This window comes from Cupriavidus sp. H39 (assembly GCF_050271075.1).
In the GTDB taxonomy this organism is placed as follows: domain Bacteria; phylum Pseudomonadota; class Gammaproteobacteria; order Burkholderiales; family Burkholderiaceae; genus Cupriavidus; species Cupriavidus necator_B.
The window spans coordinates 461,339-484,568 of the sequence record NZ_CP189846.1 but is presented as its reverse complement, the minus strand read 5'-3'; the positions used below and the strand labels follow the sequence as shown (position 1 = coordinate 484,568).

General features: G+C 67.6%; 24 protein-coding genes. 14 read left to right on the top strand and 10 right to left on the bottom strand.

The window, feature by feature from the left end:
- Positions 1-106: 106 nt before the first annotated feature.
- The 3 genes from ACOCMH_RS02620 to ACOCMH_RS02610 all read left to right on the top strand — a co-directional run bounded on the left by ACOCMH_RS02620 (position 107) and on the right by ACOCMH_RS02610 (position 4,015).
- The gene (locus ACOCMH_RS02620) at positions 107-1,201 is read left to right on the top strand and encodes a putative 2-aminoethylphosphonate ABC transporter ATP-binding protein (protein ID WP_427307623.1); all 1,095 of its coding nucleotides are present in this window, start codon (positions 107-109) and stop codon (positions 1,199-1,201) included.
- Complete coding sequence (locus ACOCMH_RS02615) at positions 1,198-2,925, top strand: putative 2-aminoethylphosphonate ABC transporter permease subunit (protein ID WP_427307622.1); 1,728 nt, start codon at positions 1,198-1,200, stop codon at positions 2,923-2,925. Before ACOCMH_RS02620 ends, ACOCMH_RS02615 begins: the two co-directional genes overlap by 4 nt.
- A 64-nt stretch (positions 2,926-2,989) precedes the next feature.
- Positions 2,990-4,015: a putative 2-aminoethylphosphonate ABC transporter substrate-binding protein gene (locus ACOCMH_RS02610; protein ID WP_427307621.1), complete on the top strand. Its 1,026-nt coding sequence runs from the start codon at positions 2,990-2,992 to the stop codon at positions 4,013-4,015.
- A gap of 88 nt (positions 4,016-4,103) precedes the next feature.
- On the opposite strand, the gene ACOCMH_RS02605 is transcribed toward ACOCMH_RS02610, so the two are convergent.
- Positions 4,104-4,427 carry a PadR family transcriptional regulator gene (locus tag ACOCMH_RS02605; protein WP_171517416.1) on the bottom strand — a complete coding sequence of 108 codons (324 nt, stop codon included), beginning with the start codon at positions 4,425-4,427 and terminating at the stop codon, positions 4,104-4,106.
- Between the two features lie 498 nt (positions 4,428-4,925).
- Here ACOCMH_RS02605 and ACOCMH_RS02600 point away from each other — a divergent pair, with 498 nt between their 5' ends.
- Positions 4,926-5,855, top strand: coding sequence for a DMT family transporter (locus ACOCMH_RS02600; protein WP_427307620.1), 930 nt, complete (start codon positions 4,926-4,928; stop codon positions 5,853-5,855).
- Positions 5,856-5,859: 4 nt separating this feature from the next.
- Here ACOCMH_RS02600 and ACOCMH_RS02595 read toward each other — a convergent pair whose 3' ends face one another.
- Complete coding sequence (locus tag ACOCMH_RS02595; RefSeq protein WP_427307619.1) at positions 5,860-6,117, bottom strand: hypothetical protein; 258 nt, start codon at positions 6,115-6,117, stop codon at positions 5,860-5,862.
- Positions 6,118-6,152: 35 nt separating this feature from the next.
- Entirely contained in the window at positions 6,153-6,641 is a 489-nt protein-coding gene (gene fur / locus ACOCMH_RS02590; RefSeq protein ID WP_427307617.1) for a ferric iron uptake transcriptional regulator, read from the bottom strand.
- A 660-nt stretch (positions 6,642-7,301) separates the two neighbouring features.
- On the opposite strand from fur, the gene ACOCMH_RS02585 reads away from it, so the two are divergent.
- Entirely contained in the window at positions 7,302-8,309 is a 1,008-nt protein-coding gene (locus ACOCMH_RS02585; protein ID WP_427308334.1) for a bestrophin family protein, read from the top strand.
- Here ACOCMH_RS02585 and ACOCMH_RS02580 read toward each other — a convergent pair.
- Entirely contained in the window at positions 8,306-9,373 is a 1,068-nt protein-coding gene (locus tag ACOCMH_RS02580) for a LysR family transcriptional regulator (protein WP_427307616.1), read from the bottom strand. The genes ACOCMH_RS02585 and ACOCMH_RS02580 overlap by 4 nt on opposite strands.
- A gap of 438 nt (positions 9,374-9,811) precedes the next feature.
- Between ACOCMH_RS02580 and ACOCMH_RS02575 the strand changes: the two genes are divergently transcribed.
- From ACOCMH_RS02575 to ACOCMH_RS02555, 5 genes are all read left to right on the top strand, one after another.
- Complete coding sequence (locus ACOCMH_RS02575) at positions 9,812-10,828, top strand: GlxA family transcriptional regulator (RefSeq protein WP_427307615.1); 1,017 nt, start codon at positions 9,812-9,814, stop codon at positions 10,826-10,828.
- 179 nt (positions 10,829-11,007) lie between these two features.
- Entirely contained in the window at positions 11,008-11,757 is a 750-nt protein-coding gene (locus ACOCMH_RS02570; RefSeq protein ID WP_427307614.1) for an SDR family oxidoreductase, read from the top strand.
- Between the two features lie 12 nt (positions 11,758-11,769).
- Positions 11,770-12,273 (top strand): Ohr family peroxiredoxin, encoded by a 504-nt coding sequence (locus ACOCMH_RS02565; RefSeq protein WP_427307612.1) that lies wholly within the window; start codon positions 11,770-11,772, stop codon positions 12,271-12,273.
- A gap of 162 nt (positions 12,274-12,435) precedes the next feature.
- Positions 12,436-12,915: a carboxymuconolactone decarboxylase family protein gene (locus tag ACOCMH_RS02560; protein WP_427307611.1), complete on the top strand. Its 480-nt coding sequence runs from the start codon at positions 12,436-12,438 to the stop codon at positions 12,913-12,915.
- A gap of 4 nt (positions 12,916-12,919) precedes the next feature.
- The gene (locus ACOCMH_RS02555; protein ID WP_427307610.1) at positions 12,920-13,324 is read left to right on the top strand and encodes a cupin domain-containing protein; all 405 of its coding nucleotides are present in this window, start codon (positions 12,920-12,922) and stop codon (positions 13,322-13,324) included.
- A 54-nt stretch (positions 13,325-13,378) separates the two neighbouring features.
- Here the strand turns inward: ACOCMH_RS02555 and ggt are convergent, their stop codons facing one another.
- Positions 13,379-14,986, bottom strand: coding sequence for a gamma-glutamyltransferase (gene ggt, locus ACOCMH_RS02550; protein WP_427308332.1), 1,608 nt, complete (start codon positions 14,984-14,986; stop codon positions 13,379-13,381).
- A gap of 43 nt (positions 14,987-15,029) precedes the next feature.
- Positions 15,030-16,013, bottom strand: coding sequence for a Bug family tripartite tricarboxylate transporter substrate binding protein (locus ACOCMH_RS02545; RefSeq protein WP_427307608.1), 984 nt, complete (start codon positions 16,011-16,013; stop codon positions 15,030-15,032).
- Between the two features lie 121 nt (positions 16,014-16,134).
- Between ACOCMH_RS02545 and ACOCMH_RS02540 the strand changes: the two genes are divergently transcribed.
- The 3 genes from ACOCMH_RS02540 (at position 16,135) to ACOCMH_RS02530 (ending at position 18,193) form a co-directional block, all read left to right on the top strand.
- Positions 16,135-17,094, top strand: a complete 960-nt coding sequence (locus ACOCMH_RS02540) for a LysR family transcriptional regulator (RefSeq protein WP_427307607.1) — start codon at positions 16,135-16,137, stop codon at positions 17,092-17,094.
- A 262-nt stretch (positions 17,095-17,356) separates the two neighbouring features.
- Positions 17,357-17,707, top strand: coding sequence for a hydroxyquinol 1,2-dioxygenase (locus ACOCMH_RS02535; RefSeq protein WP_427307606.1), 351 nt, complete (start codon positions 17,357-17,359; stop codon positions 17,705-17,707).
- A gap of 66 nt (positions 17,708-17,773) precedes the next feature.
- Complete coding sequence (locus ACOCMH_RS02530) at positions 17,774-18,193, top strand: organic hydroperoxide resistance protein (protein ID WP_427308330.1); 420 nt, start codon at positions 17,774-17,776, stop codon at positions 18,191-18,193.
- An 86-nt stretch (positions 18,194-18,279) separates the two neighbouring features.
- Here ACOCMH_RS02530 and ACOCMH_RS02525 read toward each other — a convergent pair whose 3' ends face one another.
- Complete coding sequence (locus tag ACOCMH_RS02525; protein ID WP_427307605.1) at positions 18,280-18,990, bottom strand: SDR family NAD(P)-dependent oxidoreductase; 711 nt, start codon at positions 18,988-18,990, stop codon at positions 18,280-18,282.
- A 249-nt stretch (positions 18,991-19,239) separates the two neighbouring features.
- Here ACOCMH_RS02525 and ACOCMH_RS02520 point away from each other — a divergent pair, with 249 nt between their 5' ends.
- The gene (locus ACOCMH_RS02520; protein WP_427307603.1) at positions 19,240-20,151 is read left to right on the top strand and encodes a LysR family transcriptional regulator; all 912 of its coding nucleotides are present in this window, start codon (positions 19,240-19,242) and stop codon (positions 20,149-20,151) included.
- Between the two features lie 31 nt (positions 20,152-20,182).
- On the opposite strand, the gene ACOCMH_RS02515 is transcribed toward ACOCMH_RS02520, so the two are convergent.
- From ACOCMH_RS02515 to ACOCMH_RS02505, 3 genes are all read right to left on the bottom strand, one after another.
- A complete protein-coding gene (locus ACOCMH_RS02515) occupies positions 20,183-20,647 on the bottom strand; it encodes a RidA family protein (protein WP_427307602.1) in 465 nt (154 codons plus the stop codon).
- 243 nt (positions 20,648-20,890) lie between these two features.
- A complete protein-coding gene (locus ACOCMH_RS02510) occupies positions 20,891-21,640 on the bottom strand; it encodes a creatininase family protein (protein ID WP_427307601.1) in 750 nt (249 codons plus the stop codon).
- 74 nt (positions 21,641-21,714) lie between these two features.
- Positions 21,715-23,001 carry an MFS transporter gene (locus tag ACOCMH_RS02505; RefSeq protein WP_427307600.1) on the bottom strand — a complete coding sequence of 429 codons (1,287 nt, stop codon included), beginning with the start codon at positions 22,999-23,001 and terminating at the stop codon, positions 21,715-21,717.
- Positions 23,002-23,230 lie beyond the last annotated feature (229 nt).

The following is a 23,230-nucleotide window of genomic DNA, read 5'->3' as shown; positions in this document are numbered from 1 at the left end:
ATCCCCCGATAGCTCCATCGAAATACTTTGCCGATCTGCCATATGGCTGGCATCTGCGCTGCCTATGCTGGCGGCCGGTTCGATCGAGATGCGGGGAGATTCGGTAATGCAGGCAGGCAAGCCAACGCAAGGCAGGGCGTTCCTGGCCGTGGAGCAGGTCAGCAAGCGCTTTGGCGGCTTCGTCGCGCTGGATGGGGTGTCGCTGTCGGTCGGGCAAGGCGAGCTGCTGTGCCTGCTGGGCCCGTCCGGCTGCGGCAAGACCACGCTGCTGCGCATCATCGCGGGCCTCGAGCGCGAGGACGCCGGCCGCATCCACGCCGGCGCGCGCGCGCTGACCGGCCTGCCGCCGCAGGCGCGCGACTACGGCATCCTGTTCCAGTCCTACGCGCTGTTCCCCAATCTGACGGTGGCGCAGAACGTCGCCTACGGGCTGCACGGGCGCGGCATGGGGCGCACGCATCGCGACGCGCGCGTGGCCGAGATGCTCGACCTGGTCGGGCTGGCCGGCAGCGAACGCAAGTTCCCCGGGCAGCTCTCCGGCGGCCAGCAGCAGCGCGTGGCAATGGCCCGCGCGCTGGCGCCGGCGCCTTCGCTGCTGTTGCTGGATGAGCCGATGTCGGCGCTCGACGCGCGCGTGCGCGAGCATCTGCGGGTGGAGCTGCGCCAGCTGCAGCGCCGCCTGAACATCACCACCGTGATGGTCACCCACGACCAGGAAGAGGCCATGACCATGGCCGACCGCATCGCCGTGATGGACGGGGGGCGCATCGTGCAGGCGGGCACGCCCGCCGAGATCTACGAGCAGCCGGCGTCGGCCTTCGTCGCCGGCTTTGTCGGCCAGGCCAACTGGCTACCCGGACACAGCGCGCCGGCCGGGCGCTTCCGGGTTGGCGAGGGCAGCGAGGCGGTCGAGTTGCTGGTGGACGCCGCGGCGCCCGTGGCTGGCGCCGGCAGGCTGTGCTGCCGCCCGGAGGCGGTGCGGCTGGACCCGGACCCCGCCGAGCCGAATCGGCTGCTGGCGCGCGTGGTCGACCAGACCTACCTGGGCAACCGCTACCGGCTCGCGCTGGCAGCCGACCGGCTGCCCGGCCTGACACTGTTTGCCGACGTCGCGCGCGAGGCGCGGCACCGGCTGCCGGAGGCGGGCGGCCACAAGTTCTGGATTGCCTTGCCCGCGCCGGCGTTGCGGGTGTTCGCATGACGCGCGCCGCCACGACCGTGCTGCCAACGCAGGCACCTGCATCCCACCGGCGCGGCACCGGCCTGGCCGGGCGACTGGCGCACGGCGCCCCCGCCGCGATGAAGTGGCTGTGGCTGGCCGGGCTTGCCGTCGGCCTGCTGCTGCCGCTGCTGGCGCTGTTCCGCCAGGCCTGGTTCGATGGCGCGGGCCAGTGGGTGCTGGGCGCGCGCCTGGCCGCGCTGGTCTCCGGCCCCAACTTCGTGCCGATGCTCGGGCGCAGCGTGGCGGTGTCGCTGACGGTGGTGGCGCTGGTGGTGCCGCTGGCGTTCGGCTTTGCCTATGCGCTGCAGCGTTCCTGCATCGTGCTGCGGCCGCTGTGGCGCGGCATTGCGCTGCTGCCGCTGTTTGCCCCCTCGCTGCTGCCGGCGATCGCGCTGGTCTACCTGTTCGGCAACCAGGGCATCTTCCGCGGCGCCTTCGGGGCGGGTGGCATCTATGGCTTCTGGGGCATCGTGCTGGGCGAGGCCTTCTACACCTTCCCGCATGCGCTGATGGTGCTGGTGGCGACGCTGTCGCTGGCCGATGCGCGCCTGTATGAAGCGGCGCGCGCGATGGGCGCCGGCCCGTGGCGCACCTTTCGTACCGTGACGCTGCCAGGCGCGCGCCAGGGCCTGTTCGCCGCGGCCTGCCTGGTGCTGACGCTGGTGATCACGGACTTTGGCGTGCCCAAGGTGGTAGGCGGTGGCTACCCGGTGCTGGCGCTGGAGGCATACAAGGCCGTGGTCGGCCAGCAGCAGTTCGACCGCGGCGCGCTGATCGGCATGCTGTTGCTGGCGCCCGCGCTGCTGACCTTTGCCGTGGACATGGCGCTGCAGCGGCGCCAGCGCACGCAGCTGGGCAGCCGCGCGCAGGTATACGTGCCGGCGCCCGAGCGTGGCCGTGACAGCGCGTGCCTGCTGCTGGTGCTGGGCATCAGCGCCGCGCTGCTGACGGTGGTCGCCACCGCGGTGGGGGCGTCGCTGGTCAAGCTGTGGCCGTACAACCTGAACCTGACGCTGGCGCACTACGACTTCGACAACATGGACGGCGGCGGCTGGCTGGCCTACCGCAATAGCCTGAAGCTGTCGGCGCTGACCGCGCTGGCCGGCACGGTGGCGATCTTCCTGGGGGCCTGGCTGACCTTGCGCACGCGCGGGCCCGCCTGGCTGCACGGCGTGCTGCGTGCGGGCTTCCTGCTGCCGATGGCGGTGCCGGGCCTGGTGCTGGGCCTGGGCTATGTGTTTTTCTTCAATGCGCCCGGCAATCCGCTGCACGCGCTGTACGGCACCATGGCGCTGCTGGTGCTATGCAATGTCGCGCACTGCTACACCACCGGCCACCTGACCGCGGCCGCCGCACTGCGCCAGCTCGACCATGAGTTCGAGGCCGCCGCGCTGTCGCTGGGCGTGGCGCCGCTGCTGACGTGCTGGCGCGTGACCGTGCCGGTGTGCCTGCCGGCGTTGCTCGACATCTTCCGCTACCTGTTCGTGTCGTCGATGACGACGGTCTCCGCGGTGATCTTCCTGTACAGCCCCGACACCGTGCTGGCCGCGATCTCGGTGCTGAACATGGACGATGCCGGCGATACCGCGCCGGCCGCGGCGATGTCGACCTTGATCCTGCTGACCGCCGTGCTGGCGGCGCTGCTGCTGCACGCGCTTTCGGCCGGCTGGCTGCGCCGCGCGCAGCGCTGGCGTGCCGGCTGAACCGTTCCCGTTTTGTCATCCCGCTGCATTGCGCAACACACTGACCGACCCCAAAGGAGAAACCATGTCCCGCATCACCCGCCTTGCCGCAGCATTGGCCGCCGCCACGCTGCCGCTGCTGGCCGGCCACGCCCACGCCGCCACCGTGCTGACGGTCTACACCGCGCTCGAAGCCGACCAGATCGCCGCCTACAAGGCCGCGTTCGAGAAGGTGCATCCGGATATCGAGATCAAGTGGGTGCGCGACTCCACCGGCATCGTCACCGCCAAGCTGCTGGCGGAAAAAGCCGCGCCGCGCGCCGACGCGGTGTGGGGCCTGGCCGGCTCCAGCCTGGCGATCCTGGACAAGGAAGGCATGCTGGAACCGTACGCGCCCAGGAACCTGGCCGCGATCGACGCGAAATACCGCAGTCCCGCCAACCCGCCGGCATGGGTCGGCATGGACGTGTGGGGCGCGGCGATCTGCTTCAACACGGTCGAGGCGCAGAAGCAGGGCCTGCCCAAGCCCGCCTCGTGGGCCGACCTGGCCAAGCCGGTCTACGCCGGCAAGGTGGTGATGCCGCATCCGGCCTCGTCGGGCACGGGCTTCCTCGACGTCAGCGCATGGCTGCAGATGATGGGGGAGCAGAAGGGCTGGCAATACATGGACGCCCTGCACAAGAACATCGGCCTGTACACGCACTCGGGCTCCAAGCCGTGCAAGATGGCGGCGCAGGGCGAGTTCCCGATCGGCATCGCGTTCGAGTACCGCGCCATGAAGTCGAAGAAGGAAGGGGCGCCGATCGACATCGTGCTGCCCAGCGAAGGCCTGGGCTGGGACATCGAGGCCACCGCCATCGTCAAGGGCACCAGGCAGCTTGATGCCGCGCGCAAGCTGGCCGACTTCTCCGCGTCGCGCGAGGCGATGGCGCTGTATGAAAAGAACTTCGCGGTGCTGGCCGTGCCGGGCATCGCCAAGCCCGATGCGCTGCTGCCGGCGGACTACGAGAAGCGCCTGATCAAGAACGACTTCCGCTGGGCCAGCGACAACCGCGACCGCATCCTGGCCGAATGGAGCAAGCGCTACGAAGGCAAGGCGGAGAAGAAGTAAGGCCGGTACGCCGGCTGGGGCGCCGCCGCCGTGACCAAGCAGCCGCGCAGAAACGGGTACGCTCGCGGCGCCGGCGTCGGGCGCGCGATCAGGCGGAGCGCTGTGCTTCGTCGGTGATTGGCAGGCCGGCGTGCAGGCGGCGATAGAGGTCGTCGATGCGCTGGCGGCTGGCCTGCAGTTCTTCGCGGCCGCGTTCGGTCAGCAGGTAGACCCGGCCGATGCCGTCGCGCAGCACGCTTTCCAGGTAGCCTTCCATTTGCAACGCGCGCAGCAGGGGGCGCACCGAGCCGATATCGACCTGGAAGCCATATTCCAGCAGCATGTCGGCCAGCATGGCCACCGTCGCGGGTACTTCCAGCGCGAATTGCAGGACGTAGACGCGGGCCAGCAGGCCCAGGAACTGTCGTTTCATGTGGATTGGCAACGCGGGTGGCGCCGCGCCGGTTGACGCGGGATGCAGGTGCTGTGATGCCTGCTGCACCGTGGGACCGGCGGCGAACGGGTATTGCCTGCCGCTGCGCCGGGCAGCGCGCATTTTACCGCATCAAAAAAAGAAGCCGCCAGGGGGCCTGGCGGCTTGTCGGGAATGCGTCGGAGGGGTCAATTAACTCTGGCGCAGACCAGATTTTAATTTAATCGAATGCGGATTGTCACGCGTCGGCAACGCGTCCCCTCCTGCGAGGGGGAAGGATGAAAGGTCACGGTAAGAAAGTGACGTGTTTACGTGACATTGTGGCGGAAACGGCCCTCAAATTTCATGTAGATCTGTCAACGCGTCGCCAATTCGCGGCGTCCCGCTGACCTCCCGGGCGCGGGCTACCGGGCCACAGGTCCGAATCCGGCTTGCGATCGGCGCCGCGCCGGCGTCCAATGCGGCATCGCTGACCTGCTGGCGGATACCCGCTGACCGATGAAACCCCTCGACCTGATCCGCTTGCTGGCCCTTGCCGCCCTCTGGGGCGCCAGCTTCCTGTTCATTCGCATCGGCGCGCCGGTGCTGGGGCCAGTGCCGACGGCGTTCGTGCGCGTCCTGATCGGCGCGCTGACGCTGGCAGCGTGCCTGCCGCTGCTGCGCCTGCGGTGGGAGATGCAAGGCAAATGGCCGGCGGTGCTGGCGCTGGGCGTGGTCAACTCCGGCATTCCGTTCGCGATGTATGCCGTGGCGGCGCTGTGGCTGCCGGCCGGCTACTCGGCGGTTTTCAATGCCATGACGCCGCTGATGGGCGTGGTGATCGGGGCGATCGCGTTTGCGGAACCGCTGACGCGCGCAAAAGCCCTGGGCGTGATGCTGGGCGTGGCAGGTGTCGCGGTGCTGACCCGCACCGGGCCGGTGGCATTCACCGCGGAGGTCTTGCTGGGGGCACTGGCCTGCCTGCTCGCCACCGCCTGTTATGGCTTGTCGGGCTTTCTCGCGCGGCGCTGGATTACGCAGCGGGGCGGGCTCGACAGCCGCCTGGTCGCAGCCGGCAGCCTGGTGGGTGCCGCCGCCTTCCTGCTGCCTTTCTGCATCGCCGCGCTGTGGCGCCACAACACGCTGCCCGACGCCGGCGCCGGGGTCTGGGCGGCCATGCTGGGGCTGGGCACGCTGTGCACGGCGCTGGCCTACATCCTGTACTACCGGCTGATCGCCGACCTGGGCCCGGTGCGCTCGCTGACGGTGACCTTCCTGATTCCGCCGTTCGGCATGGTTTGGGGCGCCCTGTTCCTCGGCGAGGCGCTGTCGTGGGCGCACGCGGCGGGCGGGGTGCTGATCGGGATGGCTGTGTGGCTGGTGTTGCGGCCGGCCCGTGCGGGGCAGCGTGACGCTAGCCGGGCGTCCGGCGTTACCGCTGAACATTGAGGGTTCAGGCCTGCGTCGCGGTGCCCACGTTGTACTGCGCGCGCACCATCATCACCACGCGGCGCGCCTGGCGCCAGTGACGCACGGCGTCGGCTTCGCTGCGTTCGGGGAAATCGACTTCGGCGCTCCAGTTGCAGCCGGTATGGTCGGGCCGGTGCACGCACACCGCGCGCAGCTGGCAGTCCTGGCAGCCGGGCTCCTGGCGCAGGCACCGGTTGATCAGGTGTTTCAGTTCGGACAGGGGTTTGGTCAGGCGCTCCATGGATGGCTCCGTCAGGCGCGCAACATGCGGCGGGATCAGGCGCTGGCCGGCAGTTCCGGCACGCGCTCGGTATCGGCGTCGGCGGCACGGCATTGCGGGCACACGCCATACAGCACCAGCATATGCTCGCGCAGCACGAAGGCGTTGTCGGCGGCGACCTGGCGCTGGCGCTGTTCGATGCTGTCGTCGCGGAATTCCTCCACGCGGCCGCACGCCACGCAGATCAGGTGATCGTGGTGACCGCCTTCGTTCAGTTCAAACACGGCGTGGTCGGACTCGAAGCTGTGCCGCAGCAGGATATCGGCCTGCACCAGCTGGTTGAGCACGCGATACACCGTCGACAGCCCGGCATCCTCGTCCTGCGTCAACAGAATCCGATACACGTCTTCCGCGCTCAGGTGGCGCCTGGCGCTGGTGCGGAACACTTCGAGGATGCGCATCCGGGGCGAGGTGGCCTTCAGGCCGGCGCGCTTGAGATGGATCGGGTTGGTGCTCTCGGATGACATGGCGGATGGCATAGGCATGCTGCGGCTGGCGCCCCGCAGTCAGGGCGGCGCCCGGCCCTGGCGCCGCGGGCGCGGCGTCGGTGGCGTGGCGGGATTTCAGGCGGGAAGCGCCAGGGCCCGGGCGCGCTGGCGCTCCTGCCCCTGGCGGCGCGACGTGCCTGCACGGCGCGCGGAATAAAAAGGTGGCCTGGCTTGCCGCCGGAAGACGCGATCGGGAAAGCGGGGTCTGGTTGCTTTCCCGATCTTCCGGAGACTGGCTACTACCAAACGCTCCGCGTGACGGAGCGGTCCCCACAAAAGACGGTGTCGAAGGCCGCGGGGGCGGCATCCGGAAATCTGTCCCGGCCAGCGCTGGTCGCCGTCGCGTGCCGCGAGCGGGGCCAGCCTGGCCGGTCTGCCTGTGCCATCCGGTGCCGGGTTCGGTGCGCCGTACGGCAGGCAGTGATCGAATAGTAAATGGGAATCGATCTCATTACAAGGAAAATTTTCGGGGGTATCGAATTTGCCGGTGGCTTCAGCCACCGGATTGCCCGCGTACCGTAGCTGGGTTTCGCTCACGCGGCCCAGGCCGGTCAGGCAGCGCGTACCCGCGCGCCGGGGATTGGTGCCGTCCGGGCAACGCCATGCGTATCGCTGCGCATCTAGCGCATGGGTGCCACCGCTCATACGATTCCGATCATGCACCTCGGAAGATCCTACTCGTTGTCCGAATTCATCGTCTGGTCGAGACGGCAAATCTATGCCTTGCTGGCATGTGGAGCGCTCCCCATTGTTCTCTATCAGCTCCTTGGGCTGACATGGCTGTCGGTGCCGCTATCGGTCGTGGTGTTGCTGGGCACCGCCACCTCGTTCATCGTGGGTTTCAAGAATGTGCAGACCTACAACCGGGCGTCGGAGGCCCAGCAGGTCTGGACGCAGATCCTGAACGGAAGCCGGTTCCTGGGTGTCATCAGCCGGGACTTCACCACCACGCCGGCGGCCGGAAGAGAACTGGTTCTGCGGCACTGCGCGTGGCTGACGGCGCTTCGCTATCAACTCAGAAGCCCGCGGATCTGGGAGAACGCGGGCAAGGCTGCCAACGTGGAATACCGCAAGCACTACCGCGTGCCCGAGTGGGAAACACCGTTGGAACATGCGCTTGCCCGGTATCTGCCGCCCGATGAGCGCGATGCGCTGCGGCGGACCGAAAGCAAGGCAACGCGGATACTTGCCTCGCAGTCAGCGGCAATCAAACGCCTGGTGCAAGCCGGCGAGATCGACTGCGCCTTCCATATGGAGTTCGAACGAGCCATCCGGGATGCCTTCGAGCAGCAAGGGCGGGCAGAGCGTATCAAGGACTATCCGTACCCCAGGCAATACGCGGTCATCAACCAGCTCTTCGTGCGCTCGTTCTGCCTGTTGCTTCCCTTTGGCATTCTCACGGAATTCGAGAAGCTCAACAGCAGCGTGCCGGGCTTCATGCATAGCCACCTGATCTGGCTGGTGGTTCCGTTCAGCGCGATGATCTCGTGGATGTATCTCGCGCTGGAACAGGTCGGTGAAAGCACCGAAAACCCTTTCGAAGGCGGCGCCAACGATGTGCCGATCGCGCACATCTGCCGCAAGATCGAGCGCGAACTGATGGAGATGCTAGGCGAGACCGACCCCGTGCCGGAACCGGCGTCGGAACATGGCATTGTCCTTTAGCCCAGCTCTCCAGCGGTGGGAGCGGTTGCCATCCTGACATCGCCGTTCGCGCGCGCCGGGTTGAAGCCGGTCAGGCAATTCAGATCGAGCCCACGTATATGCTCGACCATGAAATCGATGAAGACACGAATGCGCGTGGGCAAGTGCTGGCGGCTCAGGTAGCACAGGTAATGCCCACGGTCGTCGGGCGCGTACCGGTCCAGCGCCACCAGCAATTCCTTGTTCGCCACGTGATCGCGGATCTGGTAGCCAGCCAGCTGCGCAATGCCCCAACCCCGCAGCACGGCCTGCAGGACCAGGTCGGCGTCGTTGAACGTCATGCGCGCCGTGGGCGTGTACTTGCGCACCACGCCGTCGGCCTTGAATTCCCAATCGCATACGCGTCCGCTGGCGTAGCGAAAGCTGATGCATTCGTGCTGCGCCAGGTTTTCCAGCGTCTGGGGCAGCCCGTGCCTGGCCACGTAGGACGGCGCCGCGCACAAGGCCATCTGCATGGGAATCAGCTGTCTTGCGATGATGCTCGAATCCTCGATGCGGCCATTGCGGAACGCGATGTCGATCTGCTCCGAGGCAAAATCCGTAGGCCGGTCGTCGAGCAGCAGGTCGATGGCGATGTCGGGGTAGGCACGCACGAACTGGTCGAGCAGCGGGGCGACGACTTTCCTGCCGAAGTCCACTGCCGCGCTGATTCGCACCAGTCCGCGCGGCGGGCCCTGGCGCAGTTCCAGTATGTCGTTCATCGCTTCGACGATGTGCGTGACGCCCTGGTGGCAGTTCTCGAAGAAGCGCTGCCCTTCGCGCGTCAGCTGCGTGGTGCGTGTGGTGCGCAGGAACAGCCGCGTGCTGAGCTGGGTTTCGAGCTTCTGCACATTGCGGCTCACTGCCGATCGACCGATACCCAGGCGCTCTCCCGCCTTGGCGAAGCTGCCCTCGCTTGCCACAGCCATGAATGCCATGATGCCGGCATAACTGGCCGCAAAGCTGGCCGACAGCGCGTCCGCCCGATTGGGCAAACTCAGGCGGAAGCTTCGCTCCGGCATATCCGTTGGCTCTGATGGCTTCATGTCTGCCCCCCAAGGGCTCCCTCTTTTGCAGCGCGTCGGCCATCGCTGATACAGTGCCCGGCAAGCGCGTTGAAAGCGCCGCCGCCCAGGGCGATGCGCGCCGGGAAGCCGCTCGCACCCACCGTTTGCTGCGGCGCCCGATGCGCGTCGATGTCCTCGCGTCCCTGGCCGACCCTTGCGAATCTTAATAACCGGCCAGCGGGGCGTAAATGACAGCGAACCCCGAATTCCTGCCAGGCTGCCAGCCGGTCGCTGCACGTCACGCCATCTTCAGCGGCGATTGGTGCATCAGTGGAAACGCCGCCGCACTACCGGTAGCCTGTGTCCGGAGCCAGGCGCAAAAAGACATGTATCGCGCAGACCGCCCAGCCTTCGCAGTCTCTTGCGCACGCTGGCTCCGATGACATAGCATCGCCCCGATTACGGTATTTCCCGCCCATGGTCCTGAATCCGTCGCCCCTTGCCCCCGAGAACGCCGAAGATGTGCCACGCAACATCCTGTTCGTGGCGTATCCGGACGTAAGCCTGCTCGATCTTGCCGGCCCCCAGACCGTGTTCTGGGCCGCATCCCGTTACGCCCAGGCCCGCGGCATGCCGGGCTACCGTTGTCACACGGCCAGCTTTTCGGGCGGCATGGTCACGACGGTGGAAGGCACCGCGATGCACACCTCGGCGCTCGATACCTTCGACCTGGGCACGGTCGACACGGTGGTGGTGCCGGGCTCGCCGGCCATCCTCGAGGTTGCGCGAACCTCGACGCCGCTGATCGAGTGGCTGACCCGCGCGTCCGGCTCGGTACGGCGCATGGCGTCCGTGTGCAGCGGCGCTTTCCTGCTCGGGTTCGCGGGCCTGCTCGACGGCAAGCGCGCCACCACGCACTGGGCCATGCTTGACCGGTTCCGCGTGCTGTTCCCCACGGTGGACCTGGACCTGGATGCGATCTTCGTACAGCAGCAGCACCTCTGGACCTCGGCCGGCGTCACCACCGGCATCGACCTGGCGCTTGCCATGGCGGAAGCCGACTACGGGCACGAGGTCGCGCTCAATGCGGCCAAGGAGCTGGCGGTCTACATGAAGCGGCCCGGGGCGCAGCCGCAGTTGAGCGAGATCCTGATCACGCAAAGCCGCCAGGTGCCGATGTTCGAATCGCTGCACCTGTGGATCACCCAGAACCTGGCGAACGAAGCGCTTTCGGTCGAGCAACTGGCCAATCGCGTTGGCATGAGCCCGCGCAATTTCGCGCGGGTCTACAAGGAAAAAACCGGCCGCACGCCAGCCAAGGGCGTCGAGTATTTCCGCCTGGAGGCCGCGCGGCGCCAGCTGCAGGACGTCAGCCAGCCGATCGACGTGATCGCGCGCGCGTGTGGATTCGGCAGCGAAGAACGGATGCGCGTGACGTTCCGCCGGCATTTCGGGCTCTCGCCCAGCGAATACCGTCTCAAGGTGAATCGCTAGACCCGCGCGCGGGCGCCGCGCATGTCCTGCGGGGCGGGTGCACACCCTTTGCGCCGGCGCTGCCACGTTCGATTGATGCCAAACAGGAAACAGCGTGCGTCCCGCGCCGCTCTGGTGCGCAATCACCGCCTTCCCTAACATGCGGAGGGAATTGTCCACCTTCTGTCTGGAGAGGCATCATGAAGATCGTTGTTATCGGTGGTACCGGCCTGATCGGCAAGAAAGTCGTCGCGCGACTGGCTGCCCAGGGTCATGACGTAGTTGCCGCCTCGCCGGCCACCGGGGTCAATGCGCTGACGGGCGAGGGCCTGGCGCAAGCGCTGTCGGGCGCGCAGGTGGTGGTGGATGTTGCAAACTCGCCGTCGTTCGAGGATCGGGCCGTGCTGGAATTCTTCGAGACCTCGGGCCGCAACCTGGCGGCAGCCGAGCAGGCGGCCGGTGTGCGCCACCATGTCGCGCTGTCGGTCGTCGGTACCGACAAGCTCGAGCAGAGCGGCTACTTCCGCGCCAAGATCGCGCAGGAGGCGCTGATCCGCAAGGCGGGCATTCCCTTCACCATTGTCCGTTCGACCCAGTTCCTCGAATTCCTCGGCGGCATCGTGCAGTCGGCCGGGCCGGGCGACACCATCACGCTGCCGTCCGCGCTGATCCAGCCGATTGCCTCGGACGATGTTGCCGACGCCGTCGCCGACGCCGCGCTGGCCGCACCGCTCAACGCGATTACCGAGATCGCCGGGCCGGAGCGCTTCAAGATGAGCGACCTGGTGCAGCGCTATCTGCAGGCCACTGGCGACACGCGTCGCGTCGTGGCGGATACGGCCGCGCGATACTTCGGCGCCGAACTTCGGCAAGACACCCTGGTGCCCGCGGGCGAGGCACGCCTCGGCCGCATCCGCTTCGAAGACTGGCAGCCATCGCAAGGCAAGTAGCCTGGAGACCATATGGGGGACAGCGAAAGCTTGCAGCCGCCACCGCTTACGCTGCTCGACCGGTACCGTGGGCAGGGCTTCACCGCGCTCTATACGACGACGGTCACGGTGGCGGGTGGTGAGGCGGGGCATGGCCGTGCCTCCGGCATTGCCAGATCCGACGATGGCAACCTGATGCTCGATCTGCGCCTGCCCGTGGCGCTCGGTGGCCCGGGCAGCGGCACCAATCCCGAGCAACTGTTCGCGGCAGGCTTTGCGGCCTGCTTTCATGGGGCCTTGAGCCTTGTCGGCAAGCGTTCACGGGTCGACGTGTCGAATGCCACGGTCGCGGCCGAGGTGTCGTTCGGCCGCGATCCCATGGATGGCGGCTACGCGCTGATTGCCGAGATCCGCATCCGCATGCCTGGTGTGGCCCGGCACGTTGCCGAGGCGCTGGTGCGGGATACCGAGCGGCTGTGCCCTTACGCAAAGATGGCACGCGAGGGGATCCACAGCATCGTCAGGGTCATCGACTGATGGCGCGGCACGATTGGTGCCGGCACGACAACAGCGTGGGCACCATCGGGGCACTACCGCGCTGTTTCCTCCGCACCTAGCATTCACGGCAAGCAGCCGCTGCGCCGGACGTACGGCGCAGAGGGGCTGTGAGCCCAACCCATAGCCCTGCAGGAGCGACCCATGACGCAACGCCTTAACTTCTTTCAGCAATCCCCGGAACTGTCGAAAAAGCTCATCGAGCTTGGCGCACTGTTCCAGAAGACCACCATCGAGGCACCTGTGCGTGAGCTGGTCGAAATTCGCGCATCGCAACTGAATGGCTGCGCCTTCTGCGTCGACATGCACATCAAGCAGGCAAAAATCCATGGCGAGCGTGAGCTGCGCCTGCACCACGTGGCAATCTGGCGCGAATCGACCTTGTTCGCACCGCGCGAGCGCGCCGCGCTGGCCTGGACCGAAGCCGTGACGCAACTGTCGGCGCAAGGCGTGCCCGATGATGTCTATGAACGCGTGCGCACGCAGTACTCCGAAAAGGAACTGTCCGATCTCACGTTCCTGGTGGGTACGATCAACACCTGGAACCGCCTCAACGTCGCCTTCCGCACCGTGCCCGGTTCGTCCGACAAGGCGTTCGGCCTCGACAAGGCCGGTCTGGAGTAAGGCGATGAAGCGCATCCTCTGCATATTGCCGGTGCTGGCGCTGTCGTGCCTGGCGATGGCAAGGCCCGCCATGGCCGCGAACGATGTCAGCGTCAAGCCGTTGCTGACCGAGCCCTTGCCCGAGTATCCGGGCAAGGAGGTGGAGATGATCGTCGTGGAGTATGGCCCGGGCGGTGCCGACCCGGTCCACCGCCACGACGCACACGGCTTCATCTACGTGCTCGAAGGCAGCATCGTGATGGGCGTGAAGGGCGGAAAGGAAGTCACGCTCAAGGCGGGCCAGACCTTCCACGAGGGCCCTGACGACATCCACACCGTCGGGCGCAATGCCAGCAAGACCAGGCCTGCCAAGTTCGTCGTGTTCCTGATCAAGAAGCAGGGCGCGCCGATCCTGACGCTGGAAAAGTAGTCCGTCTTCGTCCCGGGCGGCACGGGTGGTGCATGTCGCGCACGCGACGCGTCTTCAAGCGATCTCCGTCTCCAGTGCCACCCCGTCGCGCCCGGGATCCGCACCGCCATCGAGCACGCCCTGCTCAAGCCGGATCGCATGCACCCACGCGATGGTGTAGTTGTAAGGATTGCGGATCACCTCGTAGCCTTGCGCTTCCAGTTCCGCGGTGAGATAGCGCGGAATGCGGTTGCACACGTCGATGGCATTGCTGGTCGACGAGAAGCGCGGCGCCGACACCGCCGGCTGCATCGCCATGCCGAAATCGACCACGTTCAGGATGGCCTGCAGCACGCCCATGGCGATCTGGGTACCGCCCGGCGCGCCGAGCACGATCTCCGGCTTGCCGTCACGGAACACGATCGAAGGGCACGAGGAGGTGAAGCGCCGCTTGCCCGGCGCGATGCTGCCGGCGCGGCCGGGGCGCGGATCGAACACGCCCATGCAGCCGTTGTGCAGGAAGCCCAGCCCCGGCGTCATCACGCCCGAGGGCATCGCCAGCGAATGCGTCAGCGCGATGCAGTTGCCGTCGCCATCGACCACCGACAGGTGCGTGGTGTCGCGCGGCACCACGTGGCCGGGATTGACGCGGGCAATGTCGACCTTGTCGCCGGCGACGATGCGCTCCGCAAGCGCGCGGGCATAGCCCTTGTCGAGCAGGCGCGCCAGCGGCACCTCGACAAAGGCCGGGTCGCCGACGTGCAGGTCCTTGTCGCGCGTGGCCGCCTTCATCGCCTCGCAGACGATGCGCAGGTATTCCGGCGTGTTGTGGCCGATCCGCGCCAGGTCGAAGCGTTCGAGGATGTTCAGCATCTCGATCAGCATCACGCCGCCGCCCGGGGGCTGGTTGGTGGTGATGGTGCGGTCGCGATAGGTGCCGGTCAGCGGCGCGGTGCGCTCGACCCGGTAGGCCGCCAGGTCGTCGCGCGACAGCAGGCCACCGTTGGCCTCCATGTCTTCGACGATGCGCGCGGCGATATCGTGCAGATAGAACGCGTCCGCCCCCTCGCGCGCGATCTGCTCGAGCGTGTCCGCATAGCCGGGATTGTGCAGCGGCGTGCCGATGGTCTTGGGCGATCCGTCTTCACGGCAATAGAGGCGCCGGCCATCGGCGCTGTACGCGAGCCGCTCCAGATTGCTGGCGCGGCCCAGCGTGGCCACGTCGATCCAGAACGCATACATGCCCGGGCGCACGAAATAGCCCTCGCGCGCCCAGCGGATCGCCGGCGCGATCACTTCCCGCCACGGCAGCCTGCCGTAGCTGCGGTGGATCGCCTCCAGGCCGCGCAGCGTGCCCGGCGTGGCGATCGACTGGTAGCCGATGTCGTTGAGCCGGTCCTTCACGAAGAAGCCGAAGCCGTCGCGCGCCTCGCCTTGCAGCTTGTCGGCCCACATGTCCGCCGTGGCGCGCGCCGGGGCGGTGGCGTGGAAGTCGATGTACTCGTGCGCCTGTTGCGACGGCATATACACCGCGGCGGTGCCGAAGCCGGCGATGCCGCACATCAGCGGATCGACCACGGTCTGGGCAAACGCGCAGGCGACCGCGGCGTCCGCCGCATTGCCGCCGGCGCGCAGGATCTCGATGCCTGCTTCCGCCGCTTCGGGCTGCGGGCAGACCACCATGCCTTTTTTCATTGTTACCTCGGGGTCCAGGGTTGTGTGGGCTTCAGTTGGCGCGCAGGTTCAGGTCGCCGATGGCGTCCTTCCACTTGACCGTGTCGCGGGCCGTCAGCTCGGCCAGCTTGCCGACCGGACCGGGCATCGGCGTGACCTGCATCGCGCGCAGCTTGTCGACCACCACCGGATCGGACAGGAACTTCTGCGTCGCCGCATGCATGCGCCGGATCGGGGCGGCTGGCGTGCCGGCCCTGGCCGCGATGCCCGACCAGCCGATGTCCTCGAAACCCTTCAGCCCGATTTCCGGTGCCGCCGGCACGTCCGGCAGGTCCGGCACGCGTTTCGCGGCAAACACCACCAGCGGCACCAGCTTGCCGGCGCGGATCTGCGGCAATGCGGTGCTGAGCACCGGCGCCATCACCTGCGTTTCACCCGAGACCGTGGCGATGACGCCATCCGGCTCACCCTTGTAGGGGACGTGGGTCATGCGCAGGCCGCGCTGCTTGAGCAGCATCTCCACCACCAGATGGGTCGAATTGCCGAGCCCGGACGAGGCGAAGTTGATCGCGCCGGGTTTGGCGCGCGCCGCTTCGGTGAGGTTGTCCAGCGTGCGCAAGCCGCTCTGCGGGTTGGCCACCAGCACGAACGGCACGTTGGTCAGCGTCGCGACCGGCGTGAAATCCTTCTCGGGCGAATAGGCCAGCGGCGCGTAGGCGAACTTGTTCAGCACCATCTGCGACACGCCCGCCAGGAACAGCGTGCAGCCGTCGGCGGGTTGCGCCAGGACCGACTTGGCGGCGATGACGCCGCCGGCGCCGGGCTTGTTCTCCACCACCACCGTGGTGCCGAGTTCCTTGCCGGCATGCTCGGCCCACATGCGAGCGATGGTGTCGGTGCTGCCGCCGGCTTGCTGGGACACCACCAGGCGGATCGGCCGGTTCGATCCCGCTTCGCCGCAACTCCAGGCTGGCAGGGCCAGGCCCAGGCCAGCCGCCACCACGGCCAGGTACGAAATAACTGAGAGTTTCTTCATAGATGAAAAGCCTGAGAACAATGTGAGGAAGCCGAGAAAGCGGGGGAAGTCCTGCGCATTATTGAATTGGCTTACCATGAGCGCCAGTGAATTGTTCCGATGGATGTATTAGTAAACACTCATGACTGAACCTGCGGATAGCGTGGCGTGGGCGCGCCGGTTGCGCATGCGCCATCTCGAATCCTTCCTGATCCTGCTGGATGCCGGGACCCTGTCCGCGGCGGCGCAGCGGCTGCACATGACGCAGTCGGCGATGTCGCATTGGCTGGGCGAGATGGAAGCGCTGGCGGGCGCGCGGCTGCTGGTGCGCGGACGCCGGCTGCAGCTCACGCCGGCCGGCGAAGCGGTGCGCAAGCTGGCGGTGCGCGTGCTGGGCGAGGTCTCGCGCGCGCATGAAGAGCTGGGCTCGATCGCCAAGGGCGCGGTGGCGCGGCTGCATGTGGGCAGTGTCTTTGCCGGCGTGGCGCACCTGGTGCCGCGCGCCATCGTCAGCTTCCAGCAGGCGCAGCCCAACGTGCAGATCGCGGTCACGGAAGGCGTCTTCAATACCTTGCTGGAGCGGCTCGAGCGGCGCGACTACGACGTCATCGTCGGCTCCCTCGACGCGCGCGCCTATGGGCCGCACCTGGCGCACGAGGTGCTGTTCGAGGATGGCATCGGCGTGGTGGTGGCACGGCATCATCCGCTGGCGGGGCGCCAGCGCATCGCCTGGCGCGACCTGTTCGCCTTTCCTTGGGTGATGCCGCCGCGCGAGACCCTGATGCGGACCCGGCTCGACACGGTGCTGCTCGAGCGCGGCGCGGCCGGGCTGCAGCCGCGCGTGGAAACCGGTTCGGTGCTGACGCTGGAGGCGGTATTGCGGGGCACCGATTACATCGGGGTCTGTTCCGGCGCCATGGCACGCCACCTCGAAGCGCTGGGGTTGCTGTGCATGCTGCCCGTGGCCGACGCCGAATCGTTCGGGCCGGTTGGCGCGGTATGGCGCCAGGGCGGGGCAGGCGAGGTGGTGCATGCGTTCGTGCGCAGCCTGCGCGAGGAAGCCATGCGCCTGGGGCCCGGGCAGGGCGCCGCAACCGATTAGCCGCCTGGACAACGGCGCGGCGAGGCGCACAGCGGCGCATGGCCCGGCCTTTGGCACGGCGCCCAGCGCGCGTCGCGCCCGCCACTTTGTACCGCTTTGTATCTCGCCTGTGGTGCGACACGGCGGCTGACAAAGTCGGCCTGCATTGGCTACATGGCCGATACACCGGTCTCCTTAAATACGTTCCGTGGCCGCGCGCCGGATAACCCGAAAGCGAAGCCGGCCCGCTAAACCCTCAACGCGAACTTTAAGGAAACCGATCATGACTACCCAAATCGCCCGCCGTGTTGTCCTCGCCCTGGCCCTCGCCGCCGCAGCTGCCGGCGCCCAGGCTGCCAGCCTGTCTGCCGCAGGCGCACGCGACCCGTTCACCGACGGCGCCCGCGCCGTGGCGGATGCACGTGACCCGTACAGCGAAGGCGCGCGCTCCATTCAGGACACGCGCAGCCCATACAGCGACGGTGCGCGCAGCGTCGACCCGTACAGCGACGGTGCCCGCAACGTCGATCCCTTTACCGACGGCGCCCGTGCCGTGGCCGGGCTCGACCGCAGCGGCGTCTCGGCGGACCCGTCGCGCAGCATCGACCCCTATCTCGACGGCGCCTACGCGTAAGCCGTGCCGGCCGGCGACGCGCTGGCTTTCCGCATCCACCCCAACACCACCCATCAGGAACAAGACATGACGCGCATCGAGAAAGTGCTGTACACCGGCAAGGTCCATATCACCGCGGGCGGCCGCGACGGCGAGGCCCGCAGCGACGACGGCCGCCTGAACCTGCGCTTGTCGTCGCCGGGCTCCAGCGGCGCCGGCACCAACCCGGAGCAATTGCTGGCGGCGGGCTGGTCGGCATGCTTTATCGGCGCGCTCGGGCTTGCCGCCGGCAAGATGCGCGTCGGCTTGCCGCCCGACCTGTCGGTCGACGCAGAGGTCGACCTGGGCAGGGCCGGCGAAGCCTACCTGCTGCAGGCGCGCCTCAATGTCCGGATACCCGGCATCGAGCGGGAGGTGGCACAGGCACTGGTCGATACCGCGCACCAGACTTGTCCGTACTCCAAGGCGTTGCGCGCCAGCATTCACGTCGAGACCAACCTGGTCTGAAGCAAGGGCGGCTCGCGGCATGGCAGTCCCGTGTTGTCGATCGGGACGGCGGCAGGCGCGGGCTGCCGCCGTCGCATGCCATGGCCTCAATGGCCGGCGCTCTGCCCGCCGTCGACGTGCAGGATTTCCCCGGTAACGAAGGGCGCCGTATCGAGATACAGCACGGCATCGACGATGTCGCGCATCTCGCCCATATGGCCCATCGGGTGCAGCGCGCCAAGTGCCTCGTGGGTTTCCGGTGCGTGCATCGGCGACTTGATGATGCCGGGCGAGACCGCATTGGCGCGGATGCCGGTCCGGGCGTACTCGATCGCCAGCGAGCGGGTTGCCGCATTGAGCCCGCCCTTGGTCAGCGATGCCAGCACCGATGGCACCCCGCTGATGGCATGGTCGACCAGGCTAGTGGTAATGCTGACAACGTGGCCGCTGCGCTGCCTTTCCATCTCGGCGATGGCCAGTTGCGTGATATGGAAGAACCCGGTCAGGTTGATGCCCGTGACCGCCGCGTAGTCCGCGTCGGTATAGCGGGTGAACGGTTTGGCGACGAAGATGCCGGCGTTGTTGACCAACGTATCGATGCGGCCGAACTTCGCCATGGCTGCGGCGATAACGCGGCGCGCGGTGGCCGGGTCGGCGAGATCGCCGGCGACTGCCAGCGTGTCCGGGTCGTCGGATGGGCGGATGCTGCGCGCCGTGGCGACGACGCGATGGCCGCGTTCGCGGAAGGCCTTGACCAGTTCTGCGCCAATGCCTTGCGATGCGCCTGTGATGACGATGACTTTCTGGGCTGCACTCATGATTTACCTCGATGTAGGTGGGGGCCGGCTAGCTTGCCGATCGGGCCGGCGGCGCCGATGGATTCCACTCTAGGGAATCCGCCTGGCGCTTCGAAGGCCCTGGCCGGACAAACAGTTATGCGCGGCGAGTACGAATGCGCCGGATCGGCGCGCGGCCCACCCCGCCGTAGTCGACTTGATCCCGGCGCGCACCTATGATGGCGACTGTCCGGCATAGCGGGCGATGGTCCGTCACCAGCAAGGGAAGCGATGAAACGGCAATTCGATGACCTTCAGCTCGGCAGCATCGAACTGTTCTGCCTGGCTGCGGAACTGGGCAGCTTCACCGCGGCCGCGGTCGCCGCCGGCGTGACGCCGCCCGCGGTCAGCCGCACGGTGCAAAGACTTGAGGAGCGGCTCGGGGTCCGGCTGTTCGTGCGCACCACGCGGCAGATCCGCCTGACCGACGAAGGCCGCTTTTACTTCGAGCAGAGCCGCGGGGCGCTGGCGCAGCTGGTCGATGCCGAGCGCCAGATTGGCGGTCAGCGCACGGCGCCGGCGGGGCGGCTGCGGATCAGCCTGCCCACGCCCTATGCCCACTATCGCGTACTGCCGGTACTGCCGGCATTCCGGGCCCTGTACCCGGAGGTCCGCATCGACGTGCACATCAGCAACCGCAATGTGGATTTCGCCGATGACACCTATGATCTCAGCGTGCGCGGGCGCGCGCCGGATGACTCGAACCTGATCGCGCGCAAGCTGGAGGATGCCGAACTGGTGGTCGTGGCAACGCCCGGGTACCTGCGCCAGGCGGGCACGCCGCAATCTCCCGAGGACCTGCTGCGGCATGAATGCATCCAGTTCGAGCGCCCCAGCAGCGGGCGCCGGATTCCCTGGACGCTGCGCGTCGGCGGCACCGAAACCGATATCGTGACGACCGGCTCGTACACGGCCTCGGAGGATATCCTCGGCGGTGCCACGCTGGTGCGCGCCGGCGCCGGCCTGTTCCAGACCTATCGCTTCGTCGTGGAACAGGACCTGCGCGACGGGACGCTGGTGGAGGTGCTGCGCGAATACGGCGGCAGCACGCGCCCGTTCGTGCTGCTTTACCCGTCCGCGCGCCATGTCACGCGCCGGGTGCGGGTCCTGGTTGACTTCCTGCTCGAGAAATTTTCGGCGTAGCAAGGCAGCTTGCGCCGCCCGCACGATGCGCTCATGCCGGCCGGATCTGGGCAATGACCACCAGGATCACTGCCGCGTTGCCGGGCTGCTGGAAGTGGGAAGAAATGGTCCGCGCGTGGCCGGCCTTTTCTGCCAGCACGTCGCGGAACAGCTCCGAGGCCGCGTCCAGCACCGCGGGTTGCGCGAACCAGCCCGGCGCGCTGGCAATGTGGCCATCGACCCGCACGATGTGGTCCAGCCGCGCAAAGCCACCCAGATAGGCATCAATCTGCGCCAGCACGTTGAGCGCCGCCAGTTCGGCGGCACGCCTGCCTTCGTCGACGCTCAGATCGTTGCCGACCTGGCCTTGCCAGAGCACCTTGCCATCCTGCAGCGGCAGCTGCCCGGAAATGAACAGCAGGTCTGCGGCCTGGCTGACCGCGGTATAGCTGCCCAAGGGTTGAGGTGGTGGCGGCAGCGCCATGCCGCGCGCCGCGAGTCGTTGCAGGACAGACATAGTGGCTCTCCAATCAAGGGTTGGCTCGCAACGGGCACGGCGGGTGCCGGCCGCTGCATCGGGGGCGGCGCAAAGCGCAGGTCGCGTCCGCTTGCCGTGGCCCATGCGACGGACTCTAAGGCGCCGCCGACACGCGATAAAGCCATCGGCGGGAACAGCCATTGATACATGGCGTAATCAATCCCGAGCCCGCCGCGGCCAGCGCCGGTATTGCCGGCGCAGCCACCACATCACGCCACCACATCACGCCGGCATGGGCTCGCGGCTGAACGCGTCCAGCTCCTGCACCAGGCTCTGCGCCGCCAGCCGGACCAGCGCCGCGCCTTTGTCGGGCGTTGCCAAGCCCGGGTCCGAGCCGATGCGGCCATCCGGATAGCGCGCGCGGAAGTCCAGCGCCTCGCGGATCGGCCCGGTGGGGGCGATCCGGGGCGCATAGTCTGCGGCTTTGCGCGTCTGCGGCAGGGCCCACTGGGTGATCGCGATTTCCGAGGGCGTGGCATGCGAGCCGTGGCCGGTCGGGAACTGGTCGCGCGCCAGTTCGCCCACGCCCGCCAGGTCCCACCAGTTGCACAGCTTCAGCGCAAAGCCGGCGCGGCGCCGGGCAAAGCTGGCTTCGGCGTAGAGCTCGGAGAACGCGGCGTCGATCGAGGCAACATTGCCGCCATGGCCGTTCAGGAACAGGATCTTTTCGAAGCCGTGTCCGGCGAGCGAGCGTACCCAGTCGCCGATCGCGGCCATGAAGGTCGATGGACGCAGCGAGATCGTGCCGGCGAACGCCAGGTGATGCTGCGCCATGCCGATATTGAAGGTCGGCGCCACCAGGATATCGGCGTGCTGCTCCGCCTCGTGCGCGATGATCTGCGGGCACAGCCAGTCGGTGCCGAGCAGCCCGGTCGGTCCATGTTGTTCGTTCGAGCCGATGGGGACCACGATGGTGCGGCTGCGGGCCAGGTATTGCTCGACTTCCGCCCAGGTTGAAAGATGCAGTTGCACGGGAGCTCCTTGGTTGGTCAGTTGGCGCGGTCGCGGTGCGGTGCGATCCGCGGTATTGCCCACGTCATGCCGCCTCAGCGGCGCGCGCGCTGCTTGCTGGCTAGCAGGATGATGGCCGCGAGCAACGGCAGCGCGGCCATCAGCAGCACGCCGAGATGGAGGTTGCCGGTCGCGGTCTTGGTCCAGCCGATGGTGGCCGGGCCCCAGAAGCCTCCCGACAGGCCAATGGTATTGATCAGCGCAATGCCGCCCGCCGCCGCGGGGCCCTTGATGTACTCGGCCGGCATGGCCCAGAACACGGTGTAGGCCATCCACAGCGCCATGGTGGCGAAGGTCAGCAGCGCCAGCGTCGCCACCAGGTGGCCATCGGCCAGGACCGAGGCCGCCAGCAGCACGGCCGCCGCAAGCGCGGGCACGGCGCAGTGCAGGCGCCGTTCGCCCGAGCGGTCTGACTTGCGGCCCATGTAGTACATGCCGAACGCGGCGGCCACGTAGGGGATGGCCGCATACCAGCCGAGCCGCACGGTATCGTCCACGCCCTGCGCCTTGATCATGGTCGGCAGCCAGAAGCTGATGGCGTAGATGGCCGCGATGATGCAGAAGTAGGCCAGCGCGAGGACATAGACGCGCGGGTCCCGGGCCACCGCGCCGAAGCCATGCTTGTGCGCCGCCACAGGTCCCAGTTCGGTTGCCAGCAGCCGCCGATCCGCTTCGCTCAGCCAGCTCGCCTGCGCGGGGCGGTCCGGTACCAGCGACAGCGCCAGCAGGCCGAGCAGGACGCAAGGCAGGCCCTCGACCAGGAACATCCACTGCCAGCCGGACAAGCCGGCCTGGCCGGCGAGCGCGGTCATCAGCCACGCCGACACCGGGCCGCCGACAATGCCGCCGATCGGCCCCGCCAGGAAGACGATGGCGATGGCGCGCGCCATCCGTTGTGGCCCGTACCAGCACGACAGGTAATAGATCATGCCTGGCGCGAAGCCGGCCTCGAACACGCCGAGCAGGAAGCGCATCGCGTAGAACGTCGGCACGTCGCGCACGAACACCATGCAGGCCGAAGTGACGCCCCACAGCACCAGGATGCGGCTGAAGGTCTTGCGGGCGCCGACCCGCGGCAGCATCAGGTTGCTCGGCAGCTCGAACAGCACATAGCCCAGGAAGAAGATCCCGGCGCCCACGCCGTAGGCCGCGTCGGAAAAGCCCAGCTCGCCCTGCATCTGCAGCTTGGCAAAGCCGACGTTGACCCGGTCCAGGTAGGCGAACAGGTAGCAGACCAGCAGGAAGGGCAACAGGCGCCAGTTGATCCGGCTGTAGAGGCTGGAAGCGCCGTCGATGGCGCCTGGGGTAGGGATTGCGAGCATGCTGGCTGTCTCCGGTGGTTTGCGGCTCGATGGGGCTTGGTCGGGGCCCTCGTGAACTGAATCCTGGCAGCCGGCGCCAGGCTGGCAAACAGCAACTCGGTCCACACTTCGTTCTGTTCCGGGCAACACCCCGTCGCCAGGTGACCCGCGCTGCCCCCGGGGCGAGCAAGGCGAGGCGCGTTCAGGTATCGTTAGCGCTCCGGAAAAATTCCGCGGAACCCGCGTTCGA